13 protein-coding genes are annotated in these 17,494 nt (G+C 72.5%); 5 read left to right on the top strand and 8 right to left on the bottom strand.

What is annotated here, in order from left to right; genetic code table 11:
• Positions 1 to 90: 90 nt before the first annotated feature.
• Positions 91 to 1,620, bottom strand: a complete 1,530-nt coding sequence (gene cysC, locus O7631_RS00825; protein WP_278142600.1) for an adenylyl-sulfate kinase — start codon at positions 1,618 to 1,620, stop codon at positions 91 to 93.
• A 362-nt stretch (positions 1,621 to 1,982) separates the two neighbouring features.
• Here cysC and O7631_RS00820 point away from each other — a divergent pair, with 362 nt between their 5' ends.
• The 5 genes from O7631_RS00820 to O7631_RS00800 all read left to right on the top strand — a co-directional run bounded on the left by O7631_RS00820 (position 1,983) and on the right by O7631_RS00800 (position 6,156).
• Positions 1,983 to 2,897 carry an ABC transporter ATP-binding protein gene (locus tag O7631_RS00820; RefSeq protein WP_088987693.1) on the top strand — a complete coding sequence of 305 codons (915 nt, stop codon included), beginning with the start codon at positions 1,983 to 1,985 and terminating at the stop codon, positions 2,895 to 2,897.
• Positions 2,890 to 3,795, top strand: coding sequence for an ABC transporter permease (locus O7631_RS00815; RefSeq protein ID WP_278142598.1), 906 nt, complete (start codon positions 2,890 to 2,892; stop codon positions 3,793 to 3,795). Before O7631_RS00820 ends, O7631_RS00815 begins: the two co-directional genes overlap by 8 nt.
• Complete coding sequence (locus tag O7631_RS00810) at positions 3,795 to 4,706, top strand: ABC transporter ATP-binding protein (protein ID WP_278142596.1); 912 nt, start codon at positions 3,795 to 3,797, stop codon at positions 4,704 to 4,706. The genes O7631_RS00815 and O7631_RS00810 overlap by 1 nt, the downstream gene beginning before the upstream one ends.
• 1 nt (position 4,707) lies before the next feature.
• Positions 4,708 to 5,418, top strand: a complete 711-nt coding sequence (locus O7631_RS00805; protein WP_278142594.1) for an ABC transporter permease subunit — start codon at positions 4,708 to 4,710, stop codon at positions 5,416 to 5,418.
• Between the two features lie 93 nt (positions 5,419 to 5,511).
• Complete coding sequence (locus O7631_RS00800) at positions 5,512 to 6,156, top strand: hypothetical protein (RefSeq protein WP_278142593.1); 645 nt, start codon at positions 5,512 to 5,514, stop codon at positions 6,154 to 6,156.
• Between the two features lie 45 nt (positions 6,157 to 6,201).
• Here O7631_RS00800 and valS read toward each other — a convergent pair whose 3' ends face one another.
• The 7 genes from valS to O7631_RS00765 form a co-directional block, all read right to left on the bottom strand.
• A complete protein-coding gene (gene valS / locus O7631_RS00795) occupies positions 6,202 to 8,817 on the bottom strand; it encodes a valine--tRNA ligase (RefSeq protein WP_278142592.1) in 2,616 nt (871 codons plus the stop codon).
• A gap of 54 nt (positions 8,818 to 8,871) precedes the next feature.
• Positions 8,872 to 10,752, bottom strand: coding sequence for an ABC transporter ATP-binding protein (locus tag O7631_RS00790; protein ID WP_278142591.1), 1,881 nt, complete (start codon positions 10,750 to 10,752; stop codon positions 8,872 to 8,874).
• Entirely contained in the window at positions 10,749 to 12,605 is a 1,857-nt protein-coding gene (locus O7631_RS00785; protein ID WP_278142590.1) for an ABC transporter ATP-binding protein, read from the bottom strand. Before O7631_RS00785 ends, O7631_RS00790 begins: the two co-directional genes overlap by 4 nt.
• A gap of 38 nt (positions 12,606 to 12,643) precedes the next feature.
• Positions 12,644 to 13,153 carry a methylated-DNA--[protein]-cysteine S-methyltransferase gene (locus tag O7631_RS00780; RefSeq protein ID WP_278142589.1) on the bottom strand — a complete coding sequence of 170 codons (510 nt, stop codon included), beginning with the start codon at positions 13,151 to 13,153 and terminating at the stop codon, positions 12,644 to 12,646.
• Positions 13,150 to 14,643, bottom strand: coding sequence for an AlkA N-terminal domain-containing protein (locus tag O7631_RS00775; RefSeq protein ID WP_278142588.1), 1,494 nt, complete (start codon positions 14,641 to 14,643; stop codon positions 13,150 to 13,152). Before O7631_RS00775 ends, O7631_RS00780 begins: the two co-directional genes overlap by 4 nt.
• A gap of 78 nt (positions 14,644 to 14,721) precedes the next feature.
• Complete coding sequence (locus O7631_RS00770; protein WP_278142587.1) at positions 14,722 to 16,119, bottom strand: FAD-dependent oxidoreductase; 1,398 nt, start codon at positions 16,117 to 16,119, stop codon at positions 14,722 to 14,724.
• Positions 16,120 to 16,895: 776 nt separating this feature from the next.
• Entirely contained in the window at positions 16,896 to 17,405 is a 510-nt protein-coding gene (locus tag O7631_RS00765; RefSeq protein ID WP_278142586.1) for a SigE family RNA polymerase sigma factor, read from the bottom strand.
• Positions 17,406 to 17,494 lie beyond the last annotated feature (89 nt).

Genomic DNA, 17,494 nt, shown 5'->3' with positions numbered 1-17,494 from the left:
CGTACTCTCACGCGGTCAAACGTGTTCCAACAAGAATGAACACTAGCGCGTAGCGGGCAGCGGTGGAAGGAACGGGGTACGACGGACGCCTCAGGCAGACGCGATCTTCAACTCCACCCAGCCGGTCTCGGTCAGGTGGTGAAGCACCGCCTGCACCGCGTCCGCCACGGTCAGGTCGGTGGTGTCGACCACCAGGTCGGCGTCGGTCGGCTCCTCGTACGGGTCGTCGATGCCGGTCATCCCGGTGAGCAGCCCCGCGCGTGCCCGCGCGTACAGGCCCTTGCGGTCCCGGCGCTCGCACACCTCGAGCGGGGTGGCCACATGCACCAGCACGAAGCCCGCCCCGGCGGCCAGGGCCATCTCCCGAGCCGTGGCCCGGGCCGCCGCGTACGGGGCGATCGGGCAACAGATGCCCACCCCCCGGTGCCGGGCGATCTCGGCGGCCACCCAACCGATCCGTCGAACGTTCAGATCCCGGTCGGCCTTGCTGAAGCCCAACCCGGCGGAGAGCTCCCGGCGCACCACGTCCCCGTCGAGCAGGGTCACCGTGCGGTCGCCGCTCTCCCGCAACGCGTCCGCCAGCCCTCGGGCGATCGTCGACTTGCCCGAACCGGAGAGGCCGGTCAGGAAGACCACCAGCCCCCGGTGCCGACGCGGCGGTCGGGCCCGGGCCAACTCCCTCGCCACGGCCGGAGGCGTGTGCCACTCGGGCAGCGGGAAGCCCCGATCGAGCAGGTCGTCGATCTCCTGCTGGGTCAGAGCGAGCCGACGGTTGCGCGGTGGGATGTCCTCGCGCCAGCGCCACTGCCCGTCCCGGTTGTCGTACGCGAGTTCGCGCGGCACCAGCACCCGCAGCCCGGCACCGGAGAGCATCTCCCCGGTGGAGAGCAGGTGGGTCACCCCGTACGAGGCGGAGACCCGGGCGCGCAGCAGCGCGTCGCTGATCTCCTCCCGCCGGTGCGACAGGGGCACCGCGACCACCGTTGCCGGTGGCATCCGGTCCCGGGCGGCGAAGATGGTGCGGACCAGCGCCTCCGGCGGGAGCCCACCGACGCCGCCCTCACCGACCGGGATCATCACCAGCAGGTGCGCGGCCAGGGTGCGGGCGGCATGAGCGATCTGGGCGAGCTGCGGGCGGTGCAGTGGCCGATCGGCGATGACCCCGAGCACCCGACCCGGAGGCAGCAGCGCCCGGACCTCCTCCGGGTTGCGGCGCAGCCGCTGGAACGGGCCATGGCCACCGTCGCCCAACCGCCGGACCGGGCCACCGACCCCGGCGATGCCGTCGCGCACCTGCCAGACGTCCGCCACGTCCAGGGCAGCCGCCGGGGCGCCCTCGCCGTCGGTGAGCACCAGCGCCCGGCGGGCCGGGTCACGCGGATCGAAGCTCTGCGCCAGGGAGGTCGGCACCTGCAGCGTCACCGCGACCTGCCACGGCACGCCGTCGGCCAGCCGGCCGCGCCGACTGACCGAGACCAGGTCGGCGCGGGTCATGAAGCCGGTCAGAGGGGCGTACGCGCCGGTCAGCAGCAGCTCAAGATCCGCGAGCTCGCCCGGACGCGGCGTGTACGCCGGTGCGTCCCGCAGCACCTCGTCGGGCAGCACCCAACCGTTGCTCATCCACACCCCCCACTCGCTGACCGGCACACAGTTTCGCAGCCGACCGCCGATCGGTCGAGAGCGCCACTCCACGACCGCGGCGGACAGGAGCGACGCCGGATCCGCCCCACCCGTGCGCACCTCGGCCGTCCGCCCGTCCGGGGCCTCGCGCCGTCGTCGGCACCCGACGGATTGCTGCCCACTGAACGGAAGATGAATCGTCCCACCCCCGGACGGCTTTTCCGCAACGGGGTCGTGGACCGGGGAGGAGCGTCCGACCGGCCGGACCGCGGGACCCTAAGGGTCCGCCAGGCCAAGGATCAGGGAAGCGCCGGGGGCGCGCCGGTGTCAGCGCCGGGCGTCCACTCCCTACCCTGGGCAACGTGACACTGATCGCGACCCAGTCGCTCACCAAGACGTACGGAGGTCGGGTCACCGCGCTCGCCGACCTCACCGTCGCCGTCGAGCCCGGGATCATCGGCCTGGTGGGCGCGAACGGCGCCGGCAAATCCACGCTGATCAAGATTCTGCTCGGCCTGATCCCACCGACCAGCGGTCAGGTGTCGGTGCTCGGCATCGACCCGACCGCCGACCCGGCGCAGGTCCGCGCCCGGGTCGGCTACATGCCCGAGCACGACTGCCTGCCACCGGACCTGTCCGCCGCCGAGTTGGTCACCCACCTCGGCCGGATGAGCGGCCTGCCCCGCACCGCCGCCCGCGAGCGGGCGTCGGAGGCGCTGCGGCACGTCGGCCTGTACGAGGAGCGTTACCGCCCGGTCGGCGGCTACTCCACCGGCATGAAGCAACGCGTCAAGCTCGCCCAGGCGCTGGTGCACGACCCCGACCTGCTGCTGCTCGACGAGCCGACGAACGGCCTGGACCCGGCCGGCCGGGACGCCATGTTGGCCCTGGTGCACCGGATCGGCACCGAGTTCGGCATCTCCGTGCTGGTCTGCTCGCACCTGCTCGGCGAGGTGGAGCGGATCTGCGACACCCTGATCGCCATCGACGGCGGCCGGCTGCTGCGCGCCGACAACATCTCCGCGATGACCTCGGCGACGGATGTGCTCGCCGTGGAGGTGAGCGAGGGCACCGAGGAACTGGCCGCCCGGCTGGCCGAGTTGAAGCTGCCGGTCGCGCGGGACGGCCGACTGCTGCTCGTACCACTCGCCGACGACGGCACCTACGACCTGATCCTCGGCGCGGTCGCCGAACTGGACCTGCCACTGCACCGACTGGACCAGCGCCGGCACCGGGTGGCCGAACTCTTCGCCACGAGGGAGCTCACCCATGCCTGAGTCGTCTTCCGCCGCGCTGCGGTCCGCGCCGACCGGTGTCATCCACGACATCGGCTACCAACGGTACGCAGGCCCGAGGCTGGGCCGGGGGCACGTCTTCGGCGCGCTCTACGTGCACGGGCTGCGCACCACCTTCGGCTTCGGGCGCAGCGCCAAAGCCAAGATCTTCCCGTGGCTGGTGATCGGCATCGTCACCCTGGTCGCGGCGGCGCTGACCGCGATCCGCAGCCAGATCGGCGAGCCGGTCGCCACGTACGCCCAGTTCGCCGACTCGATGAGCTGGCTCGTCCTCTTCTTCGTCGCGGTGGCCGCGCCGGAGCTGGTCTCGCGGGACCTGCGCAGTGGCGTCCTCCCGCTCTACTTCTCCCGGCCGCTGCCGCGCGGTGACTACGCGCTGGCCAAGCTGCTGGCCCTGGTCACGGGGCTCTGGCTGCTGCTCGGCGGCCCGCAGGTGCTGATGTTCCTGGGTGCCGCGTTCACCACCAAGCAGGGCCTTCGCGGGGTCTGGAACGAGCTGCTCGACCTGCTGCCCGGCCTTCTCTACGCGGGGCTGTGGGCCGTGGTCTTCGCCTCGGTCGGTCTGCTGATCGCCTCGCTGACCGGCAAGCGCGCCTTCGCCGCCGGTGGGGTGGTCGCCGTCTTCCTGATGACCACCCCGATCGTGGGGGTGCTGAGCATCCTGCCGTCGCGCAGCGCCAACGAGCTGGCCGGCCTCGCCTCGCCCTCCACCCTGGTGCAGGGAGTGGGCATCTGGTCGCTCGGCGACCTGCTGGTGGAGAACGGTCAGGAGGGCATCGGGGTCGGCCGGTTCGGTCCGGTCTACGCCCTGGCCGCGGTGCTGCTGGTCGCCGGCGCCACCGCCCTCCTGCTGGCCCGCTACCGGAAGGTTGCCTCCTGATGAGCACGCTGAGCCTGACCGGGGTGTCCCGGTGGTACGGCAACGTGGTCGCGGTCAACGACATCAGCATGGCCCTGGGGCCGGGCGTGACCGGGTTGCTCGGCCCGAACGGTGCCGGTAAGACCACGCTGCTGCACATGATGGCCGGGTTCCTCGCCCCGTCGCGCGGCACCGTCACGCTGGACGACGAGCCGACCTGGCGCAACCCCGACGTCTACCGGCGGTTGGGACTGGTCAGCGAGCGGGAGGCGGTGCAGAGCTACCTCACCGCGCACGAGTTCGTGCTGGCCAGCGCGAAGCTGCACCGGCTGGCCGATCCTGCCGCGGCCGCCCGGCGGGCGATCGAGCTGGTCGAGTTGGAATCGGCGCAGGATCGGCGGATCGGCACGTACTCCAAGGGCATGCGGCAGCGGGCCCGGGTGGCCGCCGCGCTGGTGCACGAACCGCAGGTGCTGCTGCTCGACGAGCCGTTCAACGGGATGGACCCGCGTCAGCGGCTGCACATGATGGACCTGCTGCACAAACTGGGTGACTCCGGGCGGACGATCCTGTTCAGTTCGCACATCCTGGAGGAGGTCGAGCAGGTCTCCGGGACGGTGCAGGTGATGGTGGCCGGCCGGCTGGCCGCCTCCGGTGACTTCCGGACCATCCGGCGGCTGATGACCAACCGCCCGCACGTCTTCGCGGTGCGCTCCACCGACGACCGGGCGTTGGCCGTCGCGCTGATCGCCGAGTCGTCGGTCACCGGGGTCGAGCTGGAACCCACCGGTCTGACCGTGCGCGCCGGCGACTACGGCGCCTTCACCCGGGCGCTACCCCGGATCGCGCTCAACCACGGCATCCGGGTGCGCCAACTGGTGCCGTCCGACGAGTCCCTGGAGAGCGTCTTCTCCTACCTGGTGGAGGCCTGACATGTCCACGATTACCTGGATCACCGCCCGTGGGCTGTTCGGCCGCCGCCGGTTCCTGCTACTGCTCCCGCTGCCGTTGGTCCTGCTCGGGCTGGCCGTGCTGTGCCGGTCCCTGGACGTCGACCCCCGCCAGTGGGGGCCACCGGTGCTGGTCGGCCTCGGGTTGGCAGTGGTGCTGCCGGTGGTCGCGCTGATCATCGGCACCGGCGTGCTCGGTGCCGAGATCGACGACGGCACAGTGGTGCACATCCTGACCAAACCGCTCCCGCGGTGGCAGATCGTGCTGCCGAAGCTCGCGGTGGCCGCCGGGATCACCGCCGTCACCGTAGCGGTGCCGCTCTACGTCGCGGGCGTGCTGGCCGCCTCGGTACGCCTCGGACTGGCGTTGGCGGTCGCGGCGGCGCTCGGCGCGCTGGCGTACTCGGCGTTCTTCCTCGCGCTCAGCCTGGTCACCCGGCGGCCGGTGCTGCTCGGCCTGGTCTACGTGTTGATCTGGGAGGGCCTGCTGGGCAACTTCGTCAGCGGCACCAAGGTGCTCTCCATCCAGCAGTACGTGATCGCGCTCGCCGACCGGATCGCCCCCACCGGGCTGCTGGAGACCACCGTGTCGGTGCCGGTGGCGTCGGTGATGACCGCGCTGGTGGCCGTCGGTTTCACGGTGCTGGCCATCGACCGTCTGCGCTCGTTCAGCGTGGCCGGCGAGACGAGCTGACACCGGTGCGAAACGCCGTTCCGGCCAGCCCCCGCCCGGCGGTAGGGCTGGCCGGATGGACCGGCCGGGCCACCTCGGGCCAGGCTGTCGGGTGTGAGCGTCGAAGCGAGGCAGACGTCGTTGACTGAGCCGTACTCCCGGAGCAGCCGTCCGTGGCTGACCAGCCTGGCCGTCGCCGGGGTGGCCTGTGCCACGGTCGCCACGGCCGCCCAGGGCAGTGGTCAGTTCCACTGGTGGGCCGTGTTCATCCTGATCCCGGCCGCGTTGATCGCGGCCAGCGGCGGCCCGTTGCTCGCTCGGGGCGGTGGCCGGGCCTTCGCCGGGTACATGCTCGCCTGCGTCGGCGCGATCGTCTTCGCGGTCGGCGCGCTGCTCATGTTCGGCGTGATGGGCCGGGGTTGGCCGTTGCTGGTGGTGCTGCCCTGCCTGGCGGTCGCCGGCACCTACGGGTGGCGGGCGGCGCACCCCCTGGTCCGTGGTCTGCACCGGGCGGTGGCCCTGCTCGCGCTGACCGGCGCGTTGCTCGGCCTGACCCTGCAACTGATCCGGGTGGACCTGATCCAACTCAGGACCGGCTGGTGGGGTGCGTTCCTGATGCTGGCCGGGGCCATCGTCCTCGGCAACGCGGGCGAGTTGACCCGGCACCGGATGCCGTACCGCCTCCAGGCGATCACCCTGCTGGTCGGGCCCTCGGTGGTCGCGTTCCTGCTGGGGCTGCGCTTCCTACGCGGCTGGTGACCACACGTCCGCCGCCGCGCGAGGGGGGCGGCGGCGGACGTGTGGTCAGAAGGCGCAGGCGATGACGAGCTCCGGGGTGCGGTCGGGGAGCAGGTCGAGCTTGGCGATCCGGCCGGCCGACCGCAGGTCGTCGGCGACCAGTGTGAGTTGCTCCAGGAGCGCCGCCGGGCCCAGCGCCTCGGCCAGCGGCACCTCAGCCTTCATCGACAGCTTCCGCTCCGACTTGGCCCGCCGGACCTGACTCAACGCGTCGCCGGCGAGCCGCAGCAGCGCCGGCTCACCCGACCCCTCGATCGTCCGGGCCACCTCGTAGGTGGTCGGCCACGGCGCACGGTGCACCGAGCCGTACCGCCACCACGACCAGATCTCCTCGGTCACGTACGGCAGCACCGGGGCGAACAGTCGGAGCTGCACCGAGAGCGCCGACGCCAGCGCCGCCCGTGCCGAGTCGGCCGCCGCGTCGGTGCCGTAGGCGCGCTCCTTGACCAGCTCGATGTAGTCGTCGCAGAACCGCCAGAAGAACGCCTCGGTCGCCTGCAAGGCGGCGGTGTGGTCGTACGAGTCGAAGGCGGTGCTCGCGGCGCTGACCACCGTGGCCAGTTCGGCGAGCATGGCCCGGTCCAGTGGAGCCGTCGCCGGGGCGCGTAGCGCGTCCGCCGCGCCCAGCCCGAGCGCGAACTTGGAGGCGTTGAGCAGCTTGGTGGCCAACCGCCGACCGATCTTGATCTGCGCGGGGTCGAAGGCCAGGTCGGTGCCGGGTTTGCCGCTGGCCGCCCAGTAGCGAACCGCGTCCGAGCCGTGCTGCTCCAACAGGGCCAACGGGGTGACCACGTTGCCCTTGGACTTGGCCATCTTCTTCCGGTCCGGGTCGAGGATCCAACCCGAGAGCACGGTGTCCCGCCAGGGGAGCACCCCGTGCTCGAAGTGCGATCGGACCACGCTGTCGAACAGCCAGGTCCGGATGATCTCCTGCCCCTGTGGTCGGAGGTCCATCGGGAAGATCTGGGCGAACAGGTCCGGGTCGGTCTCCCAACCACCGACGATCTGCGGGGTCAACGACGAGGTGGCCCAGGTGTCCAGCACGTCCGGGTCACCGATGAAGCCGCCCGGGTGACCGCGCTGGGATTCGTCGTAGCCGGGCGCCGGGTCGCTGGACGGGTCAACCGGCAGCGCGGACTCGTCCGGCGTGAGAGGGTGGGACCAGTCCGGTTCGCCAGCGTCGTCGAGCCGGTACCAGACCGGCACCGGCACGCCGAAGAATCGCTGCCTGCTGACCAGCCAGTCACCGGTCAGGCCGCCCACCCAGTTGTCGTAGCGGTGCTTCATGTGCGCCGGCACCCAGTGCAGCTCACCGCCCCGGGCCAGCAGCGTCGCCCGCAGCTCGGCGTCCCGGCCACCGTTGCGCAGATACCACTGGCGAGTCGAGACGATCTCCAGTGGCCGGTCGCCGCGCTCGTAGAACTTCACCGGGTGCGTGATCTGACGCGGCTCACCGATCAGGTCACCCGCGTCGGCCAGCAGACCGACGATCTCCCGGCGGGCGCCGTTGACGGTCTGCCCGGCCAGCGCCGTGTACGGCTGTGCCGGCACCCCGTCCGGCGGCTCGGGGAGCAGCCGCCCGTCCCGCCCGATCACCACCCGCGTGGCCAACCCCAGCTCACGCCACCAGGTCACGTCGGTCAGGTCGCCGAACGTGCAGACCATCGCCACGCCGGTGCCCTTGGCGGGGTCGGCGAGCGGGTGGGCGTACACCGGCACCTCGACGTCGAACAACGGGCTGCGGGCGGTGCCGCCCACCAGGTCGGCGTACCGCTCGTCGTCGGGGTGGCAGACCAGCGCCACGCAGGCCGGCAGCAACTCGGGACGGGTGGTGTCGATGAGCACCTCACGCCCGCCGGGCGCGGTGAACCGCAGCCGGTGGTAGGCGCCGGGACGCTCCCGGTCCTCCAACTCGGCCTGGGCGACAGCGGTGGCGAAGCCGACGTCCCACAGCGTCGGCGCGTCCGCCTGGTACGCCTCACCGCGGCGCACGTTGCGCACGAACGCCCGCTGGCTGGTGGCCCGGGCGATCCGGCCGATCGTCGTGTACGTCAACGACCAGTCCACGGAGAGCCCCAGCCGCCGCCACAGCGCCTCGAAGGCCTGCTCGTCGGTGACCGTCAGCCGCTCGCACAGCTCGATGAAGTTGCGCCGGGAGATCGGGGTGGGGTTTCGGCGGGCCGCGTCGTCCACCGGGGCTGCCGGTGGCCGCCACACCGGGTCGTACGCCAACGCCGGATCGCAGCGCACCCCGTACACGTTCTGCACGCGACGCTCGGTGGGCAGGCCGTTGTCGTCCCAGCCCATCGGGTAGAAGACGGCCTTGCCGCGCATCCGCTGGTAGCGCGCCACGGTGTCGGTGTGCGTGTACGAGAAGACGTGCCCCATGTGCAACTCGCCCGATACGGTCGGCGGAGGGGTGTCGATGGAGTACACGTCGGCCCTGCGGCCATTCCCGCTCGGCGCGTCTGACGCCGCGCCGCTCCCGGGAACAGCCGTCCTGCTGCGGTCGAACGCGTACGTGCCTTCCTCCTGCCAGCGGCGTGCCCAGCTCTCCTCGAGCCCGTCCAGTGTCGGACGCTCGGGAACGCCGGCGCGGGCCGTCCTCGCCGTATCGGTCATCTAGCGATCGTAGGCACCACCAGGGGGTCGGACCACGCAGTTACGCATCGCTGGTCAGATCAGCGAGTCGCGCCACTGCCGGTGCAGGGCCGCGTACCTGCCGTCGGCCTCGGCCAGCACGGCGGGTGGGCCGTCCTCGACGACGGTGCCGTCGTCGAGGACGAGCACCCGGTCGGCGGTCTCCACTGTGGAGAGTCGGTGTGCGATCACCAGGGCGGTGCGGTCGCGCAGGATGGTGCCGAGCGCCCGCTGTACCAGCCGCTCGGTCGGCACGTCCAGCGACGACGTCGCCTCGTCCAGGATCAGCACTGTCGGGTCGGCCAGGAACGCCCGCGCGAACGCGACGAGTTGCCGCTGCCCGGCGGAGAGCCGACCGCCGCGTCGGTGCACCTGGGTGGCGTACCCCTCGGGTAGCGCGGCGATGAAGTCGTGCGCGCCGATCGCCCGCGCGGCGGCCTGGACCTCGGCGTCGTCGGCGCCCGGGCGGCCGAACCTGATGTTCTCCGCGACGGTCCCGCTGAACAGGTGGTTCTCCTGTGTCACCAACACCACCGCCCGGCGCAGGTCGGCGTCGGTCACGTCGCGCAGGTCGACCCCGTCGAGCCGGACCGTACCGGTGTCGGGGTCGTGGAAGCGGGCCACCAGCTTGGCGATCGTCGACTTTCCCGCGCCGGTCGGGCCGATCAGCGCCACGGTCTGCCCGGCCGCCACGGTCAGCTCCAGCCCGCCGAGGATCGGGGTGCCCGCCCGGTAGCCGAAGGAGACCGCCCGGAAGGTCACCTCGCCGCAACCCGGTCCGGTCGGCAACGGTGTGGGCCGGCTCGGTTCGGCGACGGCCGGCCGTTCGTCGAGCACCCCGGCGAGTTTCTCCAGCGCGGCGGTGGCCGACTGGAGCGAGTTGTAGAACTGGCTCAGCTCCTGCATCGGCTCGAAGAAGCGGCGCAGGTAGAGCAGGAACGCGGCGAGCACACCGATCTCGGTCTGCCCGCCGAGCACCCGCCAACCGCCGTAGCAGAGCACCACGGCGACGGTGACGTTGCCGATCAATTTGATCGCGGGCGAGTACGTGGCGATCAGTCGGAACGCGTGCAGACTGGTGCGCCGGTAGTCGTCGCCCAGCGCCACGAAGATCCGTTGGTTGCGGGGTTCCCGGCGGAACGCCTGCACCGCCCGGATGCCCCGCATCGACTCCACGAAGTGCACGATGACCAGCGCGACGGCATCCCGGGTCCGCCGGTACGCGCTGGCCGACGACCGGGCGAACCAGCGGGAGAGCCAGAACAGGAACGGGAAGGCGAACAGCGTCACGGCGGCCAGCGGCAGGTCCAGCCAGAGCAGGATGGCGGCCACCGACAGGATCGACAGCCCGGCCAGCACGAGGCTGTCGATGCCACCGTCGACCAGCTCGGCGATGGAGTCCAGGTCGCTGGTGAGCCGGGAGACCATCCGGCCGGAGGTGTACCGCTCGTGGAAGCCCACCGACAGTCGGAGGAAGTGCCCGAACACCCGCTGCCGGAGGTCCAGCAGGACGGCCTGGCCGATCCGCGAGGAGAGGGTGAGGAACCCCCGGCGGGCCGCGTACTCCGTCACCGAGGCCACCGCGAACGCCCCGGCGACGGCGATCAGTGGGCCGGGGTCGCCGGCGCGCAGCGGCGTGATGGCCCGGTCGATGCCGATCATGACCAGGTACGGGCCGGCCATCGCGGCGGCGTTCTGGGCCAACAGCAGGCCGATGGCGGCGGCGAGTCGCCTGCGGTGTGGGCGGATCAGGTCGGCCAGCAGGACGCGGCTCAGCCCGCGCAGTCGGGCCACCGCCTCGGGCGCGGCGTCCTCGGCCCGACTTCGGTCGGCCTCCGGGTCGGTGGCGGTGCCGCGCCAACGGGTCAGTTCCGGTTCCTCCTCCGGCGGGGGGTCGGCCTGCGTCGGCACGGTCACGAGTGCACCAGCCCCCAGCCGTCCGAAGCGGACGGGCTGGACCCGGAAGGGCCGGACGGCGGTGGGTGTCCGGCGGGCGGTTCGGCGGCGAGCAGCGCCCGGTACGCCGGCACACTGGCGAGCAGTTCGGAGTGCCGCCCGGTCGCCGTGATCCGCCCGTCTTCGAGCAGGGCGACCCGGTCGGCCAGCGCGATGGTCGACGGCCGGTGCACCACCAGCAGCGCGGTGGTGTCCCGCAGGACCCGGCGCAGCGCCGCCTCGACCAGCGCTTCGGTGTGCACGTCGAGCGCGGACAACGGATCGTCCAACACGAGCAACGCCGGCCGGCCGAGCACCGCCCGCGCCAACGCGAGCCGCTGCCGTTGCCCGCCGGAGAGGGACAGCCCTTGCTCGCCCACGCGGGTCGCCAACCCCCACGGCAGGTCGTACGCGAAGTCGGCCTGGGCCAGTGCCAGGGCTGCCCGGACGTCGTGGTCGCCGGCGTCCGGGTGACCCAGGGTGAGGTTCTCCCGGACCGACATGGAGAACAGCGTGGGTTCCTCGAACGCGACCCCGACGAGCCGGCGCAGCGACGCCAGCCGAAGCTCGCGCAGGTCGTGCCCGTCCAGTGTGATCCGGCCGGCGGTGACGTCGTGCAGCCGGGGGACCAGCGACAGCAGTGTGCTCTTGCCGGAGCCGGTGGCACCGACCAGGGCCAGTGTCTCGCCCGGCTCGATGGTCAGATCGATCTCGCGCAGCACCGACGCGGTGGCGCCCGGATAGCTGAACGCGACCCGTTCGAAGCGGAGCTGACCGTGGACCGCGTCGCGGGGCAGAGTGAGCGCTCCGGGGCGGTCCACGATCCGGGGTGGGGTGTCCAGCACCTCCTGGATCCGGTCGGCGGCGGTGGCGGCCTCCTGGCCGTTGGCGATGATCCATCCCAGGGACTGCACCGGCCAGATGAGCATCAGTTGGAGGCTGACGAACGCGACCAGCTCGCCGATGGTGAGCACACCCTCCGCGGCGGCGGCCGCCCCGGCCACCAGCACCACGCCCAGTGTCACGTTGGGTACCAGGTCGAGCAGTGCCGAGGTGTTGGCCAGCAGCCGCCCCTTGCCGATGCCGGTGTCGTGCAGCCGCCGGGCGGCACCGGCGAAGCGGGCGGCCAGTTCGGGCCCCCGGCCGTACGCCTTCATGGTGCGCAGACCCTGCGCGGTCTCCTCGACCAGGGTCGCCACGTCGCCCTGCTGGTCCTGCATCCGTCGGGACGCGGCGTGGTAGTGCCGCCCGAACCGGCGGCTGATCAGCAGCAGCGGCACCGCGCTGGCCGCCACCAACGCCCCCAGCACCGGGTGCAGCCTGATCAGTAGCACCACCACGACCACGTAGGTGGTCAGGTTGAGCACCAGGAAGAACACGCCGAAGGAGAGGAACCGGCGGATCACCGAGAGGTCGCTGGTGATCCGGGAGAGCAGCTGACCGGACTGCCAGCGGTCGTGGAAACTCGTCGGCAACCGTTGCAGGTGGGCGTAGACGTCGGCGCGCAGCGCCGCCTCCATGCCGACGGCCGAGGAGGACTGCACCCACCGGCGGATGAAGATGAGCACCGCCTCGACCACACCGAGCAGCAGTGCCAGAGCACCGAGCTGGAGCAACCCGCCAGGTTCGTGCCGGGCCACCGGGCCGTCCACCACCCGCTGCACCACCAGCGGTACGGCGATCCCGGCCGCCGTGCCGGCGAGCCCGGCGAGGAGCAACCAGGCGAACTCGGCGGCGTACGGGCGCAGGTAGGGGCGCAGCCGCCAGAGGTTGTGCACGGGGTTGGTGCCGGCAGCGACCCGCGCGGCCGGGTCGCCGTCGCTCTCCACAGGCACTACCAGACGGTAGCGTCTAACAGGTGGCGATGCCTCTGTCAGCTTGCCGTCAAGCGGCGCTCATGACCGAGAAGCCACTTCTTCACGTCCAGCCCCCAGCGGTAGCCGCCGAGTGATCCGTTGGTGCGGAGCACCCGGTGGCAGGGCACGAATAGCGCGACGGCGTTGCGGGCGCAGGCCGCCGCGGCGGCTCGCACCGCCGGTGGGCGGCCGGCCAGTGCCGCGTACCCGGTGTAGGTGACCGGGGTGCCGGGCGGCACCGCACGCAGCACCTGCCAGGCGTGCGCCATGAACTCGCCACCGGTGACCTGACGGACCGGCACCGCGTCGATCGCGGCGAGGTCACCGTCCAGGTAGGACGTCACGGCGACGCTCACCGGGCCGAGGTCGCCCCGCTGTCGCAGCGGCGCTCGCAGGGTCGGGTGGACCAGGGGCAGCAGTGCCGCCGGGTCGTGGGTGAAGCCGGCGGCCCGTACGTCACCGTCCGGGCCGGCGAGGATGCTCAACGGGCCGGTCGGTGTGGTCAGGACGGTGCTGTCGATGCTCATGCGGCTCTCCAGAGTCTGATCGTGGCGTAGGACCGCCAGGGACGCCACCGATCGGCGTACCCGTCGAGGGTCTTCTGTGTGTCGGGCAGGCCGAGCGCGGCGGCGCCGCGCCGGACCGCGAGGTCGGTGCTGAGCAGGATGTCCGGGTCGCCGAGGGCGCGCATGGCCAGGTAGTTGGCGGTCCACGGGCCGATGCCGGGCAGTGCGAGGAGCCGCCGCACGGCCTCCTCGCGATCCACTCCAGGAGCAAGGTCCAGATCCCCGCCCACGACGGCCCGAGCCACTCCCCGCAGGGTCTCCCGCCGCGCCGAAGGCATCCCGAACCCGCTGTCCGGCAGACCCAACAATTCCTCCGCGCTCAAGAACCCCCGCAGCGGCCCCGCCACCGAACCCGGTTGATCATGGGGTTGGCCTGGAGTTCGATCTCCATCGGCCCGGTCCACCTCATGATCGACCTGGTGGGTCAGGAGGAGGCGGGTGAGGGTCGTCCTTGCTGCGGAGACTGCGATCTGTTGGCCTACTACGGCGCGTACCGTCATCTCGAAGCCGTCCACCGCGCGCGGGAGCCGGACCCCGGGTTCGGTGGCGACCGCCCGCGCCAGCGCCGGGTCCGCCGCCAGGGTGGCGTCGATCGCCGTCGGGTCCGCGTCCAGGTCGAGCAGCCGACGGCACCGGGCCACGGCGGGTGCCAGGTCGCGCAGGTCGGTCAGCCGCAGCGTCGCCGCCACGTGCCCGTCCGCCGGGGTCAGCGCCACCTCGCCGGTGCCGTGCGGCAACCGCAGACCCCTGCGGTACGTCCCGTCGCGGACCTCGTCCACCCCGGGCAACGCCCGCACCGCGAGGAAGTCCAGCAGCGCCCGGGCGTGCAACGGCGGGCGGTACGCCAATCGCAGGGTGATGGTCCCCGCCCCGGTCGCCGCCGGCTGGCGACCACGGGCCGTCCGCAGCTCCGACGGCGCGCTCGCGTACACCTCGCGGAGCGTGTCGTTGAACTGCCGCACGCTGCCGAAGCCCGCGGCGAACGCGATCTCGGCCATCCCGAGGTCGGTCGTCTCGATCAGGATCCGGGCGGTCTGCGCCCGCTGGGCCCGGGCCAGCGCGAGCGGGCCGGCGCCCATCTCGGCGCTCAGCATCCGGTGCAGGTGCCGCTCCGTGTAGCCGAGACGCGAGGCCAGCCCCGGCACGCCGGCGCGGTCGACCACCCCGTCGGCGATCAGCCGCATCGCCCGACCGACGACGTCCGCGCGGACGTCCCACTGCGGTGAGCCGGGTGCGGCGTCCGGCCGGCAGCGGCGGCAGGCGCGCAACCCGGCGCCCTGCGCGGCCGCGGCCGACGGGAAGAACCGGACGTTCTGCCGCTTGGGCGTGATCGCGGGGCAGGACGGTCGGCAGTAGATGCCGGTGGACGTCACGCCGGTGTAGAACCAGCCGTCGAAGCGCTGGTCACGGCTGTCCACGGCCCGGTAACACCGCTCGAAGTCCATCTCCACGTCCCCGATGATGCCCCGTCCGGCGGGGCAGCGGCTGGCGGGAATCGGACCTGGGCGTGCTGGTGTCCAGGGCCGCCGTCAACGGGGGCGTCGACGGCGCCGATGCGGCTGGCCGGATCCGGTGGGCTGGGCGGACCGGGTCGGCCGTACGGCGCGTTGCGGTTGGCCGGTCAGCAGGGCCGGGCGGAACACGCCATCCGGGTCGTACCGCTTCCACAGCCGCCGCACCCGGGCTCCGGTCTCGCCCGGGTAGATCCGGGCGAACGCGTCCGGGCCGGGCCGGCTCTCGAAGTTGACGTACGCCCCGTCGGCCCGCGCGCCGACCGCCCGCCAGGCGGCGTCCAACGCCCCCGCGCCCTGGGGAGGGAACACCGACGCGACCACCATCGTGTCCTGGTGGCGATGGGGGTACGCGGTCGCGTCGGCAGCGACGTCGTTGATCGCCCCGCCCAACGAGCGGAGCTGGACCACCGCCCGCCCCGGCCCGGTCACCGCTCGCATCACGGCCCGAGCGCCGGCGTCGTCCAGATCGCGGAACAGACCGTTGGTGGTCGTACCCCGCTGCTGGCCGACGTTCGGGTGCAAGTGCGCGGTCGGGACCAGGGCCGGGTAGGGCAGCAGGTCGGTCCGGTGTTCGAGCACCCTGCCGATGGCGAGCAGCGGCTCCACCGCGGGTCGGGCCCGGCGCAGGCTCTCGGCGGCCACCACGGCGGTGATGGACATGAGTGCCGAGCGGCCCTCGGCGTACACCACGGCGGCGGCGGACAGCTCCCGTGGAGCCTGCGCGAGGTAACTCGTCCACTCCCTGATCGTGCGCCCGTCCGGCCGCGCCTCGACGACCACCTGCGCCACGCCGACGTTGCGCTGCTCCGCGGCCTCGATCTCGAAGGCCACCACGATCCCCGCTCCCGCTCCCGCGCCCCGGACCAGCCAGAACAGTTCCGGCTCGTGGTCGGCGTCCGCGCGTACCAGCGTCCCGTCGGCGAGGACCACCTCGACCGCCCGGACGCGGTCGATGGTGAGGCCGTGAGCGCGGACCAGCCAGCCGATACCTCCGCCGGTGGCCAGGCCGCCGACACCGACACCGCCGTGGTCGCCCGAGCTGACCACCAGGCCGTACGGGGCCAGTGTCTTCGCCACGTTGGCCCAACGGGCGCCAGCCTCGACCCGGACCAGCCCGGCCCGCTCGTCGAGCACCTGCACCCGGTTGAGCATGGACAGGTCGATGACGACCCCGCCGTTGTTCGAGGAGGCGCCGGAGAAGCCGTGCCCACCGCTGCGGACGGCGATGGGCAGCCGCTGCTCCCGCGCGTAGCGGAGGGCGTCGACCACCTGAGCCGTGGTCTTCGGCAGCAGGACGGCGGCCGGTGACGCCGAGGTGGTGTACGTCGAGCGCAGCTGCGCGTACCGGCGGTCGCCGGGCGTGACGATCTGTCCCCGCAGGGAGTCGGGCACCCGGGCCATGGCGGTGGTCATCGGTGCCACCGCAGCCTGCGCTTCGGGTGTCCGGGATTGGTCATGGCCCAAGGATGAGCGGGCACACCGGGCTCGACAAATTCCGTGGGCCGGCGCCCACTGTCGCCGTGACGCGCGACGCTCGCCGGCACGGGGGAGCGCGGCGGGGAAGTGACCGGGATCTCGGTTCGACCCCGTGATCCGAGTCGCCGTCGTCCTGGCCCGGCCACAGACGGGATGGAGGTGGGACGGCCGGTCCGGCCGGCGTTGGGAAACCGCAGGCCGGACCGGTCCAACTCAATGCGACGGGCTCGGCGTGGCCGTCGGCGGGCCCGGCACCCCCGGTACGCCCGGCGGACTCGACGGACGTGGACTGGCAACCGGGTCGCCCGGCCTGCCGGGCACACCCGGCGGAGTCGACGGGCTCGGCGTGGCCGTCGGCCGGCCCGGTACGCCGGGCGGCCCGATCCTCTTCCCCGGGGGCATCTCCGCCTTGGGGCTCGATTCGAGCGGCACCAGGGTCGGCCCGGACGGGGTGGGTACCGGCGGACTGGGTACGGCTGCCGGGCCCGCGGGGCTCGGCACGGCTGGGGGAGGCCCGTCCGATCTGCTGGCGGCCAGGGCGATCGGCGCCGCGATCAGAATCGCCGCGAGAGTGCCCACCGCCCCCATCGTCACCGTGCCACGGCGTCGGTTGCGAACCCGCCGTTCCGCTCGATTCAACTGGTCATGCACGATCGGTGCCTCCTCGGCCAGGTCGGTGAGGGTGGAGCGGATGAGGTGCTCGAAGGGATCGGTCACTGCCGTACCTCCAGCATTTCGATCTCCGGCAGCAGGTCGCGCAGCCGCTTGACCGCCCGGTGCGTCCGGCTGCGTACGGTGCCCACCGAGCAGCCCAGAAGCTCGGCCACCCGGGCTTCGGGCAGATCCTCGTAGTAGCGCAGGACCACCACCGCCCGCTGCGCCGGTGGCAGGTGACGGAGCGCGGCCCGCATCGCCAACCGCACGTCGGAGCCGCCGCTCGGGTCAGCGCGGACCGGTTCGTCGGCCGGGTTGAGGGGCGTCTCCCGCCATCGGCGCAGTCGCCGCCACCAGCTGATCTGCTCGCGGTACATCACCACGCGCAGATATCCCTCCGGGTCGGCGTGCCGGATGGTTCCCCACTTCGGGATGGTCCGCGCCAACGCGGTCTGGAACAGGTCCTCGGCGGCGCTGCGGTCCCCGGTTAGGAGGTACGCGACCCGCATCAGCGCTGGGGTCCGGCTGGCGACGAACTCGGACAGCCGCGCGCGCTCGTCCTCGTCCACTCATCACCCCCGTTTCGTTGTCACACCTACAGACGCCCCAGGTCATCGTCGCTATCCACGATCAGAGAGGTTTCTTCGGCCCGGAAGTG

Origin of the sequence: Micromonospora sp. WMMD967 (genome assembly GCF_029626165.1) — a bacterium.
GTDB classification, from domain to species: Bacteria; Actinomycetota; Actinomycetes; order Mycobacteriales; family Micromonosporaceae; genus Micromonospora; species Micromonospora taraxaci.
This window is presented reverse-complemented; position numbering and strand designations above follow the sequence as displayed.